Raw genomic sequence first — 17,773 nt, forward strand, 5'->3', positions numbered from 1 at the left:
GATCAGCGGGGTCCGGTGCCGAGACGGCGCGCGAGCCACAAGGTGGCCGTGGGAACCGCGACCCACATCACGATCGGTACCAGGCCGATTTTGGTCCCGGGCACAAGCGGCATGATTGCACTATAGGACCACCCCCAGTCGGCACCGACAGCCAGCACTTCGACCATGGCAGTAATGGCCAGGCCGATTCCCAGGAACACGACAAAACGCGAGATCGGCCAGTCTACGAGCCACGGCGTTTTACCACTGCCGACAGAGGCGCCGAGATAAGCGGCCACCATGATCCCGGCATCGCCGAACGAGGCCAGGCCGCAGCGACGTGCTGCCTCGGCAGGCGACAGACCTCCCGACTGGTAGAAAGGAAGCTGGAGCATCTCCCAGGCGAAAGCGATGAGAATTCCGAAGATGGCGATCCAGAGTGCGGGATGCGCACCGCGCCATTCGCGCGATTCCTCAGAGATTTGGTCCTGATCCTGCATCGTCTGATTCGTCACTCCTGCGATCTCCGTCCCGTCCCCATCGCTCAGGTATCGAATTTGGGAAGAGCGAGGCCGCGCAGGCGCAGGGCGTTGCCGATCACCGATACCGAAGACAGGCTCATCGCTGCGGCCGCGATCATCGGGTTCAAAAGCAACCCGGTCCATGGATAGAGGACACCTGCTGCGACCGGTATGCCGAGCGCATTATACGCAAAGGCAAAGAACAGGTTCTGCCTGATGTTGCGCATAGTGGCCCGAGACAGGACGAGCGCCTGAACAACACCGACGAGGTCGCCGCGCACCAATGTCACGCCCGCGCTTTCGATCGCGACATCGGTACCCGTTCCCATCGCGATGCCGACATGCGAAGCGGCAAGCGCGGGTGCGTCGTTTATGCCGTCGCCGGCCATAGCGACCCGGCGACCCTCGCTCTTCAACTGCTCGATCTTGCGATGTTTGTCCTCGGGCGAGACGTTCGCTTCGACTTCGTCGATACCGACCTGGCTTGCTACCGCACGCGCGGTGGCTTCGCTGTCGCCGGTAAGCATCACGATCTTGATGCCGCGCTCATGCAACGCGGCAATAGCGGTGCGGATGGTTGCCTTGATCGGATCGGCGACCGCGATAAGGCCTGCCGGTGCCCCGTCCACGGCCACGAACATCACCGTCTGTCCGAGGCTTCGGCCTTCGTCCGCCGTTGACCGCCAGCCTTCTTCGAGCGCCCCTATACGCTCCATCATCTTTTCATTCCCGATCGCGACCAGGCGCTTGTCGACATTTGCCTGGATACCTTCGCCGGTCACGGATTCGATATCGGAAGCGTCGAGAATGGCAGCGCCCCTGTTTTGAGCCCCTTCCACGATCGCGTGGGCGAGCGGATGCTCGCTTCCTCTCTCAACGGCAGCGACAAGGCTCAGCAATTCCTGCTCGTCGAAATTTGGCTGCGGTTTTACGTCGACAAGATCAGGCTTGCCCCGGGTCAGCGTTCCGGTCTTGTCGACGACCAGCGTATCGATCTTTTCCAGCGTTTCGAGCGCTTCGGCGTTCTTGATCAGGATCCCGTGCTGCGCGCCCTTGCCGGTACCGGTCATGATCGACATCGGCGTCGCCAGTCCGAGCGCGCAGGGACACGCGATGATCAGAACGGCGACCGCGTTGACGAGCGCGTAGGCAAGGGCCGGTGCCGGTCCCCAGATGGCCCAGACGACAAAACTCACGATAGCGACAAGGACGACGATGGGTACGAACCATCCGGTGACCTGGTCGGCGAGCCGCTGGATCGGTGCCCGGCTGCGCTGCGCCTCCGCCACCATCTGCACGATCTTCGAGAGCATGGTGTCCGCGCCGACCTGCGTCGCGCGCATGGTGAAGCTGCCGGTCTGGTTGACAGTGCCCCCGATTACCTGATCGCCCGCGCTTTTCTTGACGGGAATGGGCTCGCCACTGATCATGGATTCGTCGATGGCACTGCTTCCATCCTCGAGCGTGCCATCGACGGGGACCTTGTCGCCCGGACGCACGCGCAGAAGGTCCCCAGACGTCAATTCATCAAGCGGAACTTCGCGCTCGTCCCCGCGACCGAAAATCTTCATCGCGGTCGGGGGCGCGAGCTCGAGAAGCGCCCGCAAGGCGCTCGATGTGGATCCGCGCGCCTTGAGTTCGAGCACCTGCCCGAGCAGCACGAGGGTCGTGATAACCGCTGCTGCCTCGTAATAGACGCCGACCCGGCCCGCATGATCGCGGAAAGCCTCGGGAAAGATGTCCGGGGCGAGGGTTGCCACAAGGCTGAACAGATAAGCGATGGCAACGCCGAAGCCGATCAGGGTGAACATGTTGAGGTTCATGGTTCGGACTGATTGCAGCGCGCGGGTGAAGAAGGGCCAGCCGCCCCAAAGCACCACCGGAGTGGCCAGCAGAAGCTGCAGCCACTGCGCGGAAGCGGGTTCGATGATCTGATCGAACGGTCGCGACGGGATCATGTCGCCCATCGCATAAGCGAAGAGCGGCAGGGTGAAGAGCGCGCTCCACCAGAACCTTCGCCGCATGTCGACCAGTTCGGGATCGGGACCCTCGTTCAAGGTGACCGTTTCGGGTTCGAGGGCCATCCCGCATATCGGGCAGGAGCCCGGCCCCGGCTGCCGGATCTCCGGATGCATCGGACAGGTGTATATCGTACCTTCCGGGACATCCTCGACAGCATCGAGGTGCGCCTTTGAAAGATACATCTCCGGATCCGCGCGGAACTTGTCGAGGCAGCGCGAGGAGCAGAAGTAATGGTCGCCACCCTTGTGTCGATCGATGAAGCGGGCGCCGTCCATCTTCACGCTCATTCCGCAAACGGGGTCGGTCGCCGTACCCTCGATCGCATTGTGCCCATCGCTCATCTGTCGTTCTCCCCTAACTGGCCGTGACCACGAACTGCCCCATCATGCCTGCGTCCTCGTGCTCGAGGATATGACAGTGATACATGTAGGGAGTGTCGGGATCGGTATTCTCTTCGAACCGTAGCAGCAGCCTGACCTGTTCACGCGGGTTGACGATAACGGTGTCCTTGAAGCCCGCCTCTTCCGCCCGCGGAGGCCGGCCGTCCCGGTCGAGCAAGCGGAACTGCACGTTATGAATATGAAAGGGATGCGCCATCATCGATGCGTTGGCGATTTCCCATATTTCCCACTGACCCACCGGTACGCGCTGATTGATGACATCCATGTCCATGGTCTGGCCGTTGATCGACATACCCCGACCCATCATGCCCATATCGAGTACGAAACGGCGGCTGCGAACGGCGAGCGAGGGGTCTGGCGCGGCTAGCGCGGCGAGGGTGGGCGGGAGCATCACTGGAGTCGACGAGCCGGAGGGGCGCATATCGAGGATGGAAAATGTGCGGCCCTGCCTCTCGCGACCGGTCCGGTTTCCCATCATTCCGCCGCCCATCATACCCCCGCCTTGCCCGCCCATCATGCCCATGGCGTTAGCAGGGCTGCTGGCAATCAGCCGGAGCGGGCGCCCTTCGGAAAGATCGACGATCACTTGTGCGCGTTCGCCTGGGGCAAGGGTAAGACTGCGAACCTCGCTTGGCGCGGCAAGCAGGCCGCCATCGCTTGCGATGAGTTGCATCGGACGATCACCTTCGAGCGAGAAGGTGTAGAACCGCGCATTCGATCCATTGAGAAGCCGCAGGCGCAGCGGACCGGCGGCGGCCTCGAAAACGGCATTGGCCGTTCCGTTCACATAGATGCGCTCACCCATCACCCCCATCATCCGCGAGTGCATGTCGAGCGGGTAAACAAGGCGGCCCGAGCTGTCGATCACGCGATCCTGCACGACGAGCGGTATGTCATCTACACCGTACCGGCTCGGCAGATCGAGGCGATCCTCTTCCTCGTCGCGCACGTAGATCGGGGCAGCAAGTCCGGTATAGACCTGTGGTCCGGCCCGGCGATGCAGATGCGAATGATACCAGTATAACGAAGCGCGCTGGCGTATTTCGAAGGACGGGCTCCAGCGCTCGCCGGGCCGCACGAGCTGGTGCGGTCCGCCATCCGCTGTGGCGGGAAGTTCGAAACCATGCCAGTGGACAGTCGCGTCCTCGGCAAGCTTGTTGTCGATCTGAAAGCGAACCTGTTCGCCGCGGCGCATTTCGAGGGTGGGCCCGAGATAGGATGCATCGATGCCGATTGTCGGAGACGGAGTGTCGGACACGAATTCTTTCTCGCCAGGTGTGAGGGAGAGGCGAAAGACACGCTCGCCCCGTTCGATCGTTCCGGCCTGTAGCCGAGGTATGGCAAGAGGTTTGCTTGCACCTGATCGATCGAGCGACATCCTGCTTTGCGTATCGCAGCCCAGCAGCGGCAGCGCCGCGAAACCCGTCGCCGCGAGACCGGCGCTCTTCATGAAATCGCGCCGATCCTGAAAGTTGGGCCTGTCGATATCGGGCATATTCACCTGTTTTTGCGTGGGAGGCACCGGCGCAACCGAGCGCCTCCCACCCTTCATGCTATCGCGGCGTTACCGAGGTAACGACGCTGCCTTCGGTTCCAGTACGAAATTTAAAGGCTATTCCCTCACCGACACTGACCTGTTCGAGGATTTGCGCGTCGGCTTCGAATGCCATGGTCATCGCGGGCCACCCGATACTTTCGACCGGACCATGCTCGATGGTCACAGTGCCCGCCTCGGAATCGATGGCTGTAACCGTTCCCTCCGCGCTGGCGCTCTGCTCGCCGCCGGTCTCCTCCGCCATCGGCATTTCGCCTGACATGGGCATGCTGTCCGAGTTCGCCATGTCGTCTGACATCATGGTCTCTGAGCTGTCGTCTGCAGCGTCGCAGGCTGCAAGCGCCAGCGGTGCCGCGAGCAGGATCATATAGGTTGGGGTACGCATTCTTCTTCTCCTTGAGGGTTGGCCGGTTTTTCCGGACGGGGGCGCCGCAACAACAGATAGGCGGCGGGAAGCAGGAACATGGACAGGAGCGGCGCGGTAATCATACCGCCGATCATCGGTGCCGCGATCCGGCTCATCACCTCCGAGCCAGCTCCGGTACCGATCAAGATCGGGAACAGACCCGCAAGGATCACCGCTACGGTCATCGCCTTGGGTCGGACACGCAAGAGCGCCCCTTCGCGGATCGCCTGATCCACTTCCTCGGCGCTCAAATCGCCACTTCGTTTCTCGAGGGCTGCCTTGAGATAGATCAGCATGATCACGCCGAACTCGGCCGATACACCTGCCAGGGCAATGAATCCGACGGCAGTTGCGACCGACTGGTTGTAGCCCATCAGATAGAGGAGCCAGTAGCCGCCTGACAGGGCGAATGGCAGCGTACCCATGATAAGCATTGCCTCGTCCCACCTTCTGAAGATCAGATAGAGCAGCAGGAAAATGATGACGAGCGTGGCGGGTACGACGATCTGCAGCCGTTCGTAGGCGCGGGTAAGGTACTCGAACTGACCCGCGTAGGACAGGCTGACGCCCGCCGGAAGATTGACGCTTGCGGCGACCGCTTCTTGGAGGTCGGCAACCACCGATGTAAGATCGCGGTCGCGCACATCCACATAGATGTAGCTGGTCAATCGTCCCTGTTCGCTCTTGAGCATGGGGGGGCCATCGCTGACGCCGATCCGTGCGACCGTGCCGAGCGTAATCTGTTGTCCCGACGGCGTCAGGAGGGGCAAGGTTCGCAATTCGTCCACGCTGTCGCGAATTTCACGGGGGTAGCGCACATTGATCGGATAGCGCGCCAGACCTTCAACAGTCCGCGCGACATTGGCCCCACCAATAGCGCCCGAGACGATCTGCTGGATATCGGAGATGTTGAGGCCGTATCTCGCCGCTGCGGCGCGATCGATGTCGACATCGACGTAGCGCCCGCCGGAAAGCCTCTCGGCCAGAGCCGAACTGACGCCGGGAATCGTCTTTGCCACACCCTCGACCTCGAGCGCCACCCGTTCGATCTCTGCAAGATCCTCGCCCGAAACCTTGACCCCGATCGGGCTCTTGATCCCGGTCGCCAGCATATCGATGCGGTTACGGATAGGGGGTACCCAGACATTGGCGAGACCGGGCACTTGAACGACCCGGTCGAGCTCTTCGATCAGCGCATCAGTCGTCATGGCTTCGCGCCATTCCTCCCGCGGCCGGAACCGGATCGTGGTCTCGAACATGGTGAGCGGAGCCGGGTCGGTAGCCGTATCTGCACGGCCGGCCTTGCCGAAGACTGTTTCGACTTCCGGTACCGATTTGATGAGGCGGTCGGTGCGCTGCAGCAGCGCCGAGGCCTCGCCTGGCGATAGACCGGGAAGGGCGCTCGGCATGTAGAGCAGATCGCCCTCGTCGAGCGGCGGGAGAAACTCTCCGCCGAGCTGCGAGAAGGGGATCAGCGTGGTGAGGAAGATCGCGCCTGCAACCGCGAGCGTGGCTTTTGGCCAGCGCATCACCCAATTAAGGCCCGGTCGGTAAATCCTGGTCAGCCAGCGATTGAGGAAATTGGAGTCTTCTGACGGTATCTTACCCCTGATCAGCCAGCCCATCATCACCGGAACCAGTGTAACCGACAGCAGCGCAGCCGCCGCCATGGCATAGGTCTTGGTGAAGGCAAGCGGTGCAAACAACCGGCCTTCCTGGGCTTGTAGGGTAAACACGGGCAGGAACGACAAGGTTATGATCAGAAGGCTGAAGAACAGCGCCGGTCCCACTTCCTTCGATGCATCGGCGATGATCCGCCAGCGTTCCTTGACCGAAAGCACCGTGTCGGGATTTTCATGCTCCCATCGCTCGAGATGCTTGTGCGCATTTTCGATCATCACAACGGCTGCATCGACCATGGCGCCGACCGCGATAGCGATCCCGCCCAGCGACATGATATTGGCATTCACCCCCTGGAAACGCATCACGATGAACGCCGCGAGCACGCCCAAAGGCAGGGTGATGATGGCGACAAGTGCCGAACGTGCGTGCCAGAGGAACAGCGCGCATACGATCGCGACGACGATGAACTCCTCGATCAGCTTGGTCGTCAAATTCTCCACCGAGGCGTCGATAAGCTGCGATCGGTCGTAGGTGGTGACGATCTCGACGCCCTCGGGAAGGCTCGCCTGCAATTCGTCCAGCTTTTCCTCGACCGCCTGGATTGCGCTGCGAGCGTCCGCGCCCTGTCTGAGAACGATGATGCCGCCGGCGACCTCTCCTTCGCCGTTGAGCTCGGCAATGCCGCGGCGCAGCTCCGGCCCGACCTGGATTGTGGCGACATCGCCAAGGGTAACCGGAACCCCGCCAGTTGCAGTCCTGAGGGGAATCTCGCGTAAATCGTCCAGCGTCGTCAGATAGCCCGACGCGCGTACCATGTATTCGGCCTCACCCATCTCGACGATCGAACCGCCGGCCTCCTGGTTGGACGACTGGATGGCGTTTACGATCTCGGCATGCGTGACGCCGAACGATGCCATCCGGTAAGGTTCGAGCACGATCTGGTATTGTTTCACCATACCGCCGACACTCGCGACTTCGGCAATGCCGGGGATCGTCTTGAGCTCGTAGCGCAGAAACCAGTCCTGCAGGCTGCGCAGCCCGGCAAGGTCATGACCGCCCGTGCGATCGACAAGCGCATATTCGTAAATCCACCCCACGCCCGTCGCATCCGGACCGAGCGTGCTCGTAACACCCTCGGGCAGGCGGTTCTGCACCTGATTGAGATATTCGAGCACCCGCGACCGTGCCCAGTAAAGGTCGGTACCGTCCTCGAAAATGATATAAACGTAGCTGTCGCCGAACATCGAGTAGCCGCGTACGGTCTTCGCTCCCGGCACCGACAGCATGGTCGTGGCCATCGGGTAGGTCACCTGGTCCTCGACAATCCGGGGCGCCTGGCCCGGATAGTTGGATCGGACGACAACCTGGACATCGGACAGATCGGGCAAAGCATCGACCGGAGTTGTGCGGACGGCCCAGAACCCGCCAAGGGTCACAGCTATGGCGGCGAGGACGATGAAAAGCCGATTGGCGATCGAGGCATCGATAATGCGCGCGATCATTGCCCGGCACTCCTGATGGTCTCGATACGGGGGCCGGCGTCCTGCTGGGTGAAGGTAAAGCGCACTCTATCGCCTTCCTCGAACCCGCTGATCTGCGCTGCATTCTTCGTGCGGAAACTCATCGTCATGGCGGGCCAGTCTAGCCGCGGGACAGGTCCGTGCCGCAGCGTGACGGAGCCATCGGCAATCTTCTCGATCGTCCCCATTGCGCTGAATGTCACTGGTTGGTCTTCACCGTCCCGGTTCGGACCTGCCTCATCGATCGCACGAACATCAAGTCCTGCCAGGCTTGCCTCGGAATCGAGCAGGAACTGGCCCGACGTCACGACCTCTTCGCCTTGCGAAAGGCCGGCCAGCACTTCGGTCCTGCCTCCCGCCTCACGGCCGATCCGGACTTCGGCAGGCATGAAGCCGCCCTCGTCCTGCTTGATCATGACGATGGTGCGGCGCCCGGTCCGGATCACCGCTTCGGAAGGAACCAGCAGAGCGCGCCGGGTGTCGGGGGTCAGCGAGACCTGCGCGAACATGCCCGGCTTGAGCCGTCCGGAAGGATTGGGCAATTGTGCGCGGACGGTGATTGTCCGGCTGGCATCCTGTGCGCTCGGCAAGATCGCGATGATCGGTCCGGAAAATCTCTCATCGGGAAACGCGGTCAGGGTTGCACTGACAGGTTGGCCGACCCGGATATTCGCTGCTTGTGTTTCGGGCACCGATGCCTCGAGCCAGATCGGCGAGAATCCGGTTATTTCCGCCAGGGTCTGGCCTGCCATCACGGTCATGCCGGGTCGCACGCCGAGCATGGTGATGACCCCGCCGGTCGGCGCGGTGACCGTGATCGTCGCCTGCGCGCGGCCGGTCCGGCCCACCGATGAAATTTGCCCATTCGACATGCCGAGCAGCCGCATCCGCTCGCGCATGGCCTGTGCAAGCTGTTCATCGCCGCTGTTCAGGACGGCCAGATATTCCTGCTGCGCTCCTCCCCATTCGGGTACGAGAATATCGGCCAGCGGCGCGCCTCGGCTCACCACATCGTCTGGAGCACGCCCATAGGTTCGTTGTACAAAGCCGCCAGCCCTTGGCTGGACAATTGCAACGTCCCGCCCATTGTAAGCGAGAACACCGGTAACGGACACGTCCGGCTCAAGTACGCCGTATTCGGCCTCGGCGGTGCGGATGCCGAAGTTCTGGACAAGCCCCGCGTCGATCTGAACCCCGGAGGTGGCCTCCTCGCCAGCGCATTTGGGAACAAGTTCCATATCCATGAACGGCGATTTTCCAGGCTCGTCGAAACGCTGTCCCGGCACCATCGGATCGTACCAGTAAAGCACGTCCTCACATTCGGCGCTGGATGATCCCCCGTTGCCATTTGCCTGACTTCCGCTCTCACCCCGCTGCGATAACCCGTATCCTGCGGTGACGCTGATCAGGGCGACCGTTGCCGCCATCGTCCAGGATTTCTGGCGCGGCGACAGTTTGTCCCACGCGGCTCCCATTTTGGCTCTCATGGCTGGAACTCCGTATAGGTCAGTCGCAAGGTCGTCGCGGCTTCAACTGTCGCCTCCTCACGCTCAAGGATCTCGATTTGTAGGAGCGCCAGCGCCTTGATCGCTTCGATGACGTCCAGCAGTTCGGCGCGGTTTGCCGCGAAGCTGGCCCTTTCGAGATCAGCCCGGCTTTGGGCGAGGGGTAGCAACTCCTCCGTGGCTCGCTGCCACTGGCGGTATGCGCTGCGCCAAGCGGCAAGGTCGGCCTCGAATTGCGCTTGCAGTTCGCGCAAGCGATCAAGCTGAATTGCTTGCGCTGCGCTTGCTTCGGCTTCAGCAGCGGCAATCCTCGGGTTCTGCCGCCTGCCCGCAAAGATGGGGAGCGTAATCGAGCCCATGACCGAGACGACATCACCGAACATCGGATCGCGCCTGCCATAGCTGACATTGATGCCGAAATCGGGCCGCTTCTCCGACCGGGCAAGATCGATCCTCGCATCTGCCTGTCGAACCTGTGCGATAGCGAGAATGATATCGGGATTAAGCTCTAGGGTCGCCCGGAGTCGCTCGGCATCGACATCCGCCGCGGGGATAGCCCCGGTGGCAACTGCGCCTTGCACAGCAGCATATCGCGCCAACATGGCCCGTGTCGCGTCAAGGTCGCCTTCTAGGCGGGTCCGCATGTCCTCGACTTCCAGTACCGCACGGCGAATTTCGAGGCTCTCAGCCGGCCTGGCCGATCCCGCCGCAACGGCGCTCCGCGCCAAGGGCACCAGCCTTTCGATCTGCCTAAGTGCCTCATCGATAACATTCAGAGCCTGTTGGGTGTACGCGAGCGAAATCCAGGCCTCGCCTGCTCCAAGCCGAGCCGTGAGCTGCGCGCGGGTCAACTGCGCGGAAGCCAGATCTATATCGGCCACTGCCATGCGCGCTCTCGCATGGCGCTCCGCGAGATTGGGTATGTCCTGCTCCACACCGACCTGGATCTGGGTGGGCAGCTGCCGGTCGATCTCGAAGGCTGCCGGGCCTGCCACCGGAAGGTTCTGAATCCCAGCGCGGAGGCGAGGATCTGGTAGTTCGTCAGCTGCATCAGCGACGCTGCGACGTGCCTCGAGCTGCAACTCCCGCGCTCGCACCTGCGGCTGTTCGCTAACGGCCGCTCTCAATGCCTCCTCGTAGCCGATTGACTGCGCGTAACTAGCTGGCGCCAAAGCCAGCAGGACCGGAAATGCGGTCCAGCAAATTTTCTGCATGATTTCTAGATTCCGCTAGAGCGCGCGATATAAGCGCGGACGGAACAAACGACCATCGCTAGGCGCGACGGAAAATTCGTTCAGCTTCAGTATGCAGGGCAGTCCCTGGCAATACTCAGAATTGCTCTTGCGGGGGCGGCGGCTCGGGTCCTTGATCAACGAGAGCCGGAGAATATGCGGCAAATGGGGTGAACAACGAACGCACAGCAATTTTCGTACGTTCGCCTGATGGGGCTGTGATCATGGCCAGTGGAGCGATACAACCGAGGGCCACAAGGCAATCCAGGCGAAGATTTTTGCACGGTCCGGGTTGGTCTTCCGAAGCGGTCGTAGCACCAGTCTCCATGCGCATCTCGTTACACGCCGCCTCGCTTCCCGCCGGTGCTTGCGGCACCGCCGAGGCATGAGCGGCCGACTGGACAAAGAGTCCGCAAGCAATCAGAAAAATTCCAAGAGAGCGCAGTAACTGCATCATCTAACTCTACGGGCGCAGCCGAGCCTCGACAAGCCTTCGGGATCTGTTGTGGTAGAAATCATAAATACGGTCCGCTTGCATGGGACATGAGATCAGCAGGATTCACCGATCATTGTTCGGATGGTGCCTGCCCCGCAGGGAGGGGGCAGGCTTAGGCGAAGACAATCTGGCAAATTGACGTGTGGTGCTCAGGATTACCCTGCCTCTTCATTCGACATCTGTTCCTGTTTCATCTTCATCATTTCATTGCAGTTGCGCATCATGTCCATCATTTGAGCGCGCATTTCCGGATCGTTCATCATCGCCATCATTTCAGCGCGCATCTCGGGGTTGTTCATCATCGCCATCATCCCGGACATGTCACCATCCATGTCCGACATTTCGCCCTGCATTGCACCATGCTCGTGGCTGCTCTCTTGGCCTTGCGAGCTCTCTTGTGGAGCGGGCTGATGATCGACTTGGGATTGCGCGGCCGCAGCTGTTGCGAGACCGGCGGTCGCCAAGGCTCCGAGCGCCGCTAATTTAAAACTATTAATAAAAAAGTTCCTTTCATTGTTCCGATAAGTTCAGCTTTGCGTCGTCATGCGCAGGAACTGGAAGCGCGCGAACTTGCCGCTCAGGTCACCTGCCTGGGTCATCCGCACATATCTGGCTTGCATTTTTTCCAGGGCGGTGCGGCTTCTGGGCATGTCGGCGTCAATGCGCGGGAGTGCGCTTTCTTCTTATAACCTTTCTCCGCGAATCGAACATTACCCAAAAGATAGGGCTTCCCATCATGGGAAGGTCAAGAGGGGCGTCAGAATAAAAATTGTCGGCGCAGGCTGTTTGCTTTCCTATCGTGGGAAAGTTATCCAGCATGCATGAGCCAACTGCACACAATTGGTGAGGCCGCCGCAGACAGTGGCGTGTCGGCCAAGATGATCAGGCATTATGAGAAAATCGGTCTGATCGGAGCGGCCGAACGCACCGAAGCTGGCTATCGGCTTTACGGCCCTGCCGAAATACATACGCTGCGGTTCATCCGCCGCGCCCGCAACCTTGGCTTTTCGGTAGATGATATCGGCGAATTGCTCGGTCTGTGGCACGACGAGAAAAGAGCCAGCAAGGATGTCCGGGAGGTTGCCGCCGGACACTTGGGTGCTCTGCGCGCCAAGGCGGCAGAAATTCTTTCCATGATCGACGCTCTTGAGCATCTTATCGCGGGTTGCACGAACGATGACCGGCCAGATTGTCCTATTCTCAAAGATCTTTCCAACGATGCCAATCCTGCCTTAGCAAAAGAAGTCGGTCACAAGTTCGGATACCAGCGGGTCTGCTAAAAACAGAGTTGGCGCTGGTCTGTTCTCATGGTTCGCTTCATTTTGGGTTGGACCAGCAATTGGCTGAGGACGCGTCCGACATTTGACCGGCGAGACACATAAGACTCCTGGAGCGGGCCCGAAGGTGCTGCGTCGTTGTTCGCAAAACCTCAAGCTTGGCCAGTTTCGCGATTGCAGTTTTTTGCCAAGGCGTGGTCTGCCCGTTTGCGAAGTTTAATTCGCAACAAATCTCGGTGTCAGCTCTATTGAGTGGAACATATCCATTCGCTGAAACGATCTTTTCTCCAAGCTCCCGACCTTTTCCCATTCAGCCAATATGAGGGGTTGGAGCAGATGGCTCGTACTGTAAGCGTGACCCATCAGAGACGCACCAAGATCAGCACCTGCGCGACCTCCTTGTGCGGTCCAGGTCGGCACCGAGTTCGCCAATTCGTCGCATGGAGGGGGCTTGACCTTCCAACGATGGGAACCGTTACCTTATGATTTTCTATGATTTGAGCGAAGCTGCCCTGACGGGAAATGCTTTTGCACAGACCGACCGATGAAGGAGTGGAATTATGCATGTTAAGGACATTATGACGAAGGATCCCGCCTGCTGCGACAAGGATGCGAGCGTACAGGATGCAGCGAAGCTCATGGTGGGAAACGACTGCGGAGAGATTCCTGTTGTTGATGACCAAGGCGGTCTGGTGGGTGTCGTCACAGATCGGGACATTTGCTGTCGCGTCGTAGCTGAAGGCAAGTCGCCCGACACCCCGGTGGGGGACATCATGACCCGTTCGGTTGTCACTGTCACGCCGGATACCGAGGTAGATGCATGTTGCTCCACGATGGAGAGCAACCAGGTCCGGCGCGTTCCCGTGATTGATGACGAAGGGAATTGCTGCGGCATGGTTTCCCAGGCTGATATTGCACGGTCCGGTGCCGATGCAAAGACCGCAGAACTCGTCGAGGAAATCTCCAAGCCATCTCAGGAAAAGGCCTCATCGGGTTGTTGCTAGTCCGAGGGCAGCTGCAGGACCGTCCTCCCGCGAGGACGGTTCTGTCTTGAAGAGTAATCCCAAGATCAACGCGATGGAGTAGATTATGGCTAGAGGCGTCGTCCTGATAACCGGTGCAAGCGGATACATTGGGCGCGCTTTGGTTGATCGGTTGAGCGACCAGTACCGCATCATCGGCCTCGATCGCTCGGTCGCGAAAGACGTTCCCGGACTAGAAGCCTCATACGCCATCGACCTCGCGGACGAAGCGTCGGTTGTCGACGCCTTGACCAATGTGCGTGCCGCGCATTCAAACACGATTGCAGCTTGCATTCACCTGGCTGCCTATTTCGACATCACGGGCGAGCCAAACCCGCTGTACACCAATGTCAATGTTGAAGGGTCGCGCAGGCTGATTACGGCACTGCAGGACTTCGATGTCGAACAGTTCATCTATGCAAGCTCGATGCTTGTACACGAGCCCAAACCGCTGCCGGGCGTACGTATCGACGAATCCAGTCCGCTTGGACCGACGTGGCCTTACCCTCAATCGAAGGTCGATGCGGAACAGGTACTGCGCGAGAACCGTGGCGACATTCCGGTTGTATTCTTGCGGTTTGCGGGGGTTTACGACGACGAGGGGCACTCCGCCTTTCTCGCCGAACAGATTGCCGGTGTCTATGAGCATCGCGTGTCGGCGCATCTGTATCCGGGGATGTTGTGCGCTGCACAATCGGCACTGCATCTTGACGATCTGACCAAGGCGGTCGAGCAGACTATCGCTCATCGCACTGACCTCGAGGGCGAGATGCCGATACTTGTCGGCGAGCCCGAAACGCTGGGCTATGCCGAGATACAGGACATCGTTCATTGCCAGATCCACGGCAAGGAATGGACGACAGTGCGCATTCCAAAAAGCGTGGCGAAACTGGGCACGTGGATCGAGGAAGAAGTCCTCGGTCATGACGGATTCGTCAAGCAGTGGATGGTCGATGACGCAAACGCTCACTACATTCTCGATATCTCCCGCGCCCGGAAACTGCTGGGGTGGGAACCAGAGCACTCGCTCCGCGAAACGCTTCCGACCATCATCGACGCGTTGCAAGCCGACCCGCAGGACTGGTACGAAACGAACAAGCTGAACACGTCCCGCGTGGCCTGGCATCCAAAGAGTTCGGATGCAGCGAAGACCGAACCGGCGCGACCTCAATCGCACGACACCGATATAGCGCATGATGGGCACCAGATGGACGGCGACATGAACAATATGGACGGCGATATGCAGCATATGGACGGACCCCAGCGCGGTACCCGCTGGACGCAGTTTGCTGTCATCGGACTCGGCCTCTGGCTTGCTGCAAGTCCTGGTGTTTATGACGTCGTATCCGCCGATACTGCGCGTGCTTCGGTCGTAGCGGTCACTCTCGAGCGGGGTTTGCCGTCGATCGAATGGCGGGCCAACGCTCTTGCTCTGAGCGATATGCTGAGCGGGATCGCATTGATGATCTTCGGCGCGATGTCGCTTTCGAAGCGCACCGCCTGGTTGGGGCAGTGGGCGACGGCCTTTGTCGGCATCTGGCTGCTTTTCGCGCCCTTGTTCTTCTGGAGTCCGAGCGCGGCCCAATATCTGACCAATATGCTTGTCGGTACATTGGCGATCGCATTCTCGGTGCTGGTGCCAATGATGCCCGGCATGAGCATGGAAGGGATGATGGACAAGAAGTCCATCCCGCCCGGGTGGACCTACAGTCCCTCGACCGATGCCCAGCGATTCCCGATTGTTGCGATGGGCATCATCGGCCTTCTGATATCGCGCATGCTTACCTCCTACCAGCTTGGCCATATCGATGTGGCGTGGGAGCCGTTTTTCTCCGGATCGCTTGGCGATCCCAAGAACGGCACCGAGGAAATCATCACGTCGGATGTATCCAAGGCCTGGCCGATCCCGGATGCCGGACTAGGGGCGGTCAGCTATGTGCTCGAGATCCTAATGGCGGTCATGGGAACCCGCACGCGCTGGCGCACGATGCCGTGGATGGTTACCTTCTTCGGCATTCTGGTCATTCCGCTCGGTGTGGTCAGTATCTATTTCGTGATCATTCAGCCGATAATGATCGGGACGTGGAGTACGCCGGCTCTGATTGCTGCGCTTGCGATGCTCATCATGATCCCGTTCTCGCTCGATGAAGTCATCGCCATGGGACAGTATCTCTACTGGTCGAAAAAGGAAGGCAAGTCACTCGTTCGTACCTTCTTCAAGGGCGGCGCAGTGTCAAACGGTGAAATCGACGATACCGACTATATGACCGACGCGCGTTCGATCTGGACGAACACGGTGCGCGGCGTGACCTTCCCGTGGACCCTGGTGGCCAGCACGGCTCTGGGAGCGTGGCTGATGCTGACAAGGATAACGCTTGGCAGCGAGGGGGCGATGGCCAACAGCGATCACGTGGTGGGTGCTTTGGTGATTACGGTGGCAATCATCGCGACCGCGGAAGTCGCGCGCGCCCTGCGCTTCATCAACGCTGCATTCGGTGCCTGGCTGGTCGCAGCGCCCTTCATGCTTGCAGGGGCTTCGGCTGCCGGAACGGTGGCCTCGGTTGGGGTCGGACTGCTCTTGATCGGACTGAGCCTGCCTCGCGGTAAGCGAAGCGGTGAGCATTATGCGGGCTGGGATCGGTTTGTCGTATGACCGGTTGACCCGAGCAAAGCGGATCTGGCGCTCTTCCTTTAGGAACAGGATGAAGACGAGGTCGGACCCGCATTCTTCTCAGAGCATCGCTAGAAATGTGCCCTGAGTACCCACAAAATAAGTAGGAGTATTTTACATGACCCTTTCAATTGGCTCGACAGCCCCCGATTTCACAGCCCAGACCACACAAGGAAACATTCACTTCCATGATTGGATGGGTGACAGCTGGGCAATCCTCTTTTCCCATCCCAAGGCATTTACACCGGTTTGCACGACCGAGCTTGGTTATATGGCCGGGCTTGGCGAGGAATTTGCCAAACGCAACACCAAGATTATTGGCCTTTCGGTCGACAGCAGCCAGGATAATCGCGATTGGCTTCCCGATATCGAGGAGGTGAGTGGAAATAAGGTCGACTATCCCGTGGTCGGCGACAGCGACCTACAGGTCGCCAAGCTTTATAATATGCTGCCGGCCGACGAAGCGGGTAATGCGGAGAGGCGAACCGCAGCCGATAACGCCACCGTCCGCGCTGTCTATATCATCGGGCCAGACAAGAAAATTCGCGCCGTGCTGCTTTATCCGATGAGCAGCGGGCGGAATTTCGATGAAGTGCTCCGGCTGCTTGATTCGGTGCAACTCACCGAACGCAAGGGTGTAGCGACGCCGGTCAATTGGCAGAAGGGTGATGATGTGATTATTCCGCCTTCCTTGTCGGACGAAGATGCGAAAGCCAAATATCCCGATGGCTGGGACGAAAAGAAACCGTATTTGCGTGTGATCCAAGAACCGATCGACTAATTGCGCGAACAGGTTGCCAGCAATTGCATGTCGGCGTGAATATAGCATGCTCATGCTAGAATTTGAGCGCGTCGCCACACCTGCGAGTGGATCTATCTGTTCGATATATAGATTGGCAAGAAGCGTAAGCGATTAGGTGTACGGTAAAACCAAATCCGGTCCCGATCGGTTTTCTCCTCGTTAATCGAATGGCGGCCCCACCTCCCCCTGAACCCTGCGGATCGCAGGTGTCCCGGGGCCGTTCAGGAACCCCGCGCTTCACCCAACCCTGGCGCGGGGTTCCGTCTTTCAGGTACAATAGCTGTTGAGCGCGGCTATGTTGGTCAAAGGACTGCGGCGTCCGCCGAGCTTGGACACCTCAGCTGCGTGACGGGGTTGAGGAGCTGTCAGTGTGACGCAATTGACCTCGACCTTCAATTGGTGGAGGGCTATGCCACATCGGCGAAATACAATGAACCCTCGCGTGTGAAGCCTCTGTTCGAACGAGTACTATGGCAGACCTATTTGAAGACTTCATATGGGTAAGGGCCGTTCGTGGTTGCTAGTCGCTTGATGGCCGAACCGACTCATGCTGTCGAACCACTACCTTTGCACGACGGCAAGACGACCGTTGTGAGCGTCATAAGCAGTTCGGCTGCTGTTTTGGCAGCTTGCTCTTGCTGCATTCTACCGATGGTGGTACCCATCCGGTGAGCCCCGCCTTGTCCGGCGGGTGAACGACCGGTCTTAAGGGCGCTCGTATGAGCGAGCTTAGGAGCGGAG

The 17,773-nt window shown here is 59.8% G+C and carries 13 protein-coding genes; 4 read left to right on the top strand and 9 right to left on the bottom strand.

Going from position 1 to position 17,773, the window contains the following annotated elements; translation table 11 throughout:
• Window positions 1–2 precede the first annotated feature (2 nt).
• The 9 genes from K4G67_RS15975 to K4G67_RS17600 form a co-directional block, all read right to left on the bottom strand.
• Window positions 3–494 carry a hypothetical protein gene (locus tag K4G67_RS15975; RefSeq protein ID WP_224801916.1) on the bottom strand — a complete coding sequence of 164 codons (492 nt, stop codon included), beginning with the start codon at window positions 492–494 and terminating at the stop codon, window positions 3–5.
• Between the two features lie 29 nt (window positions 495–523).
• On the bottom strand, window positions 524–2,863 hold the full coding sequence (locus K4G67_RS15980; protein WP_239807269.1) for a heavy metal translocating P-type ATPase: 2,340 nt from the start codon (window positions 2,861–2,863) through the stop codon (window positions 524–526).
• Between the two features lie 13 nt (window positions 2,864–2,876).
• A complete protein-coding gene (locus K4G67_RS15985) occupies window positions 2,877–4,373 on the bottom strand; it encodes a multicopper oxidase family protein (RefSeq protein WP_239807270.1) in 1,497 nt (498 codons plus the stop codon).
• A 103-nt stretch (window positions 4,374–4,476) separates the two neighbouring features.
• Window positions 4,477–4,863 carry a copper-binding protein gene (locus K4G67_RS15990; RefSeq protein ID WP_224801918.1) on the bottom strand — a complete coding sequence of 129 codons (387 nt, stop codon included), beginning with the start codon at window positions 4,861–4,863 and terminating at the stop codon, window positions 4,477–4,479.
• Window positions 4,842–8,009: an efflux RND transporter permease subunit gene (locus tag K4G67_RS15995; RefSeq protein ID WP_239807271.1), complete on the bottom strand. Its 3,168-nt coding sequence runs from the start codon at window positions 8,007–8,009 to the stop codon at window positions 4,842–4,844. Before K4G67_RS15995 ends, K4G67_RS15990 begins: the two co-directional genes overlap by 22 nt.
• On the bottom strand, window positions 8,006–9,502 hold the full coding sequence (locus K4G67_RS16000; RefSeq protein ID WP_239807274.1) for an efflux RND transporter periplasmic adaptor subunit: 1,497 nt from the start codon (window positions 9,500–9,502) through the stop codon (window positions 8,006–8,008). The genes K4G67_RS15995 and K4G67_RS16000 overlap by 4 nt, the downstream gene beginning before the upstream one ends.
• 8 nt (window positions 9,503–9,510) lie before the next feature.
• Window positions 9,511–10,746, bottom strand: coding sequence for a TolC family protein (locus K4G67_RS16005; protein WP_239807272.1), 1,236 nt, complete (start codon window positions 10,744–10,746; stop codon window positions 9,511–9,513).
• A gap of 669 nt (window positions 10,747–11,415) precedes the next feature.
• On the bottom strand, window positions 11,416–11,724 hold the full coding sequence (locus K4G67_RS16010) for a hypothetical protein (protein WP_160661439.1): 309 nt from the start codon (window positions 11,722–11,724) through the stop codon (window positions 11,416–11,418).
• Between the two features lie 63 nt (window positions 11,725–11,787).
• Entirely contained in the window at window positions 11,788–11,910 is a 123-nt protein-coding gene (locus tag K4G67_RS17600) for a hypothetical protein (RefSeq protein ID WP_263615426.1), read from the bottom strand.
• 171 nt (window positions 11,911–12,081) lie between these two features.
• On the opposite strand from K4G67_RS17600, the gene K4G67_RS16015 reads away from it, so the two are divergent.
• The 4 genes from K4G67_RS16015 (at window position 12,082) to K4G67_RS16030 (ending at window position 17,011) form a co-directional block, all read left to right on the top strand.
• Window positions 12,082–12,540 (top strand): MerR family DNA-binding protein, encoded by a 459-nt coding sequence (locus tag K4G67_RS16015; protein WP_160661438.1) that lies wholly within the window; start codon window positions 12,082–12,084, stop codon window positions 12,538–12,540.
• Window positions 12,541–13,115: 575 nt separating this feature from the next.
• Window positions 13,116–13,541 carry a CBS domain-containing protein gene (locus tag K4G67_RS16020; RefSeq protein ID WP_237452777.1) on the top strand — a complete coding sequence of 142 codons (426 nt, stop codon included), beginning with the start codon at window positions 13,116–13,118 and terminating at the stop codon, window positions 13,539–13,541.
• 85 nt (window positions 13,542–13,626) lie between these two features.
• Complete coding sequence (locus K4G67_RS16025) at window positions 13,627–16,212, top strand: NAD-dependent epimerase/dehydratase family protein (protein ID WP_239807273.1); 2,586 nt, start codon at window positions 13,627–13,629, stop codon at window positions 16,210–16,212.
• Window positions 16,213–16,348: 136 nt separating this feature from the next.
• The gene (locus K4G67_RS16030; protein ID WP_160661435.1) at window positions 16,349–17,011 is read left to right on the top strand and encodes a peroxiredoxin; all 663 of its coding nucleotides are present in this window, start codon (window positions 16,349–16,351) and stop codon (window positions 17,009–17,011) included.
• Window positions 17,012–17,773: the final 762 nt, after the last annotated feature.

The organism is Croceicoccus hydrothermalis (assembly GCF_022378335.1).
GTDB lineage: Bacteria > Pseudomonadota > Alphaproteobacteria > Sphingomonadales > Sphingomonadaceae > Croceicoccus > Croceicoccus hydrothermalis.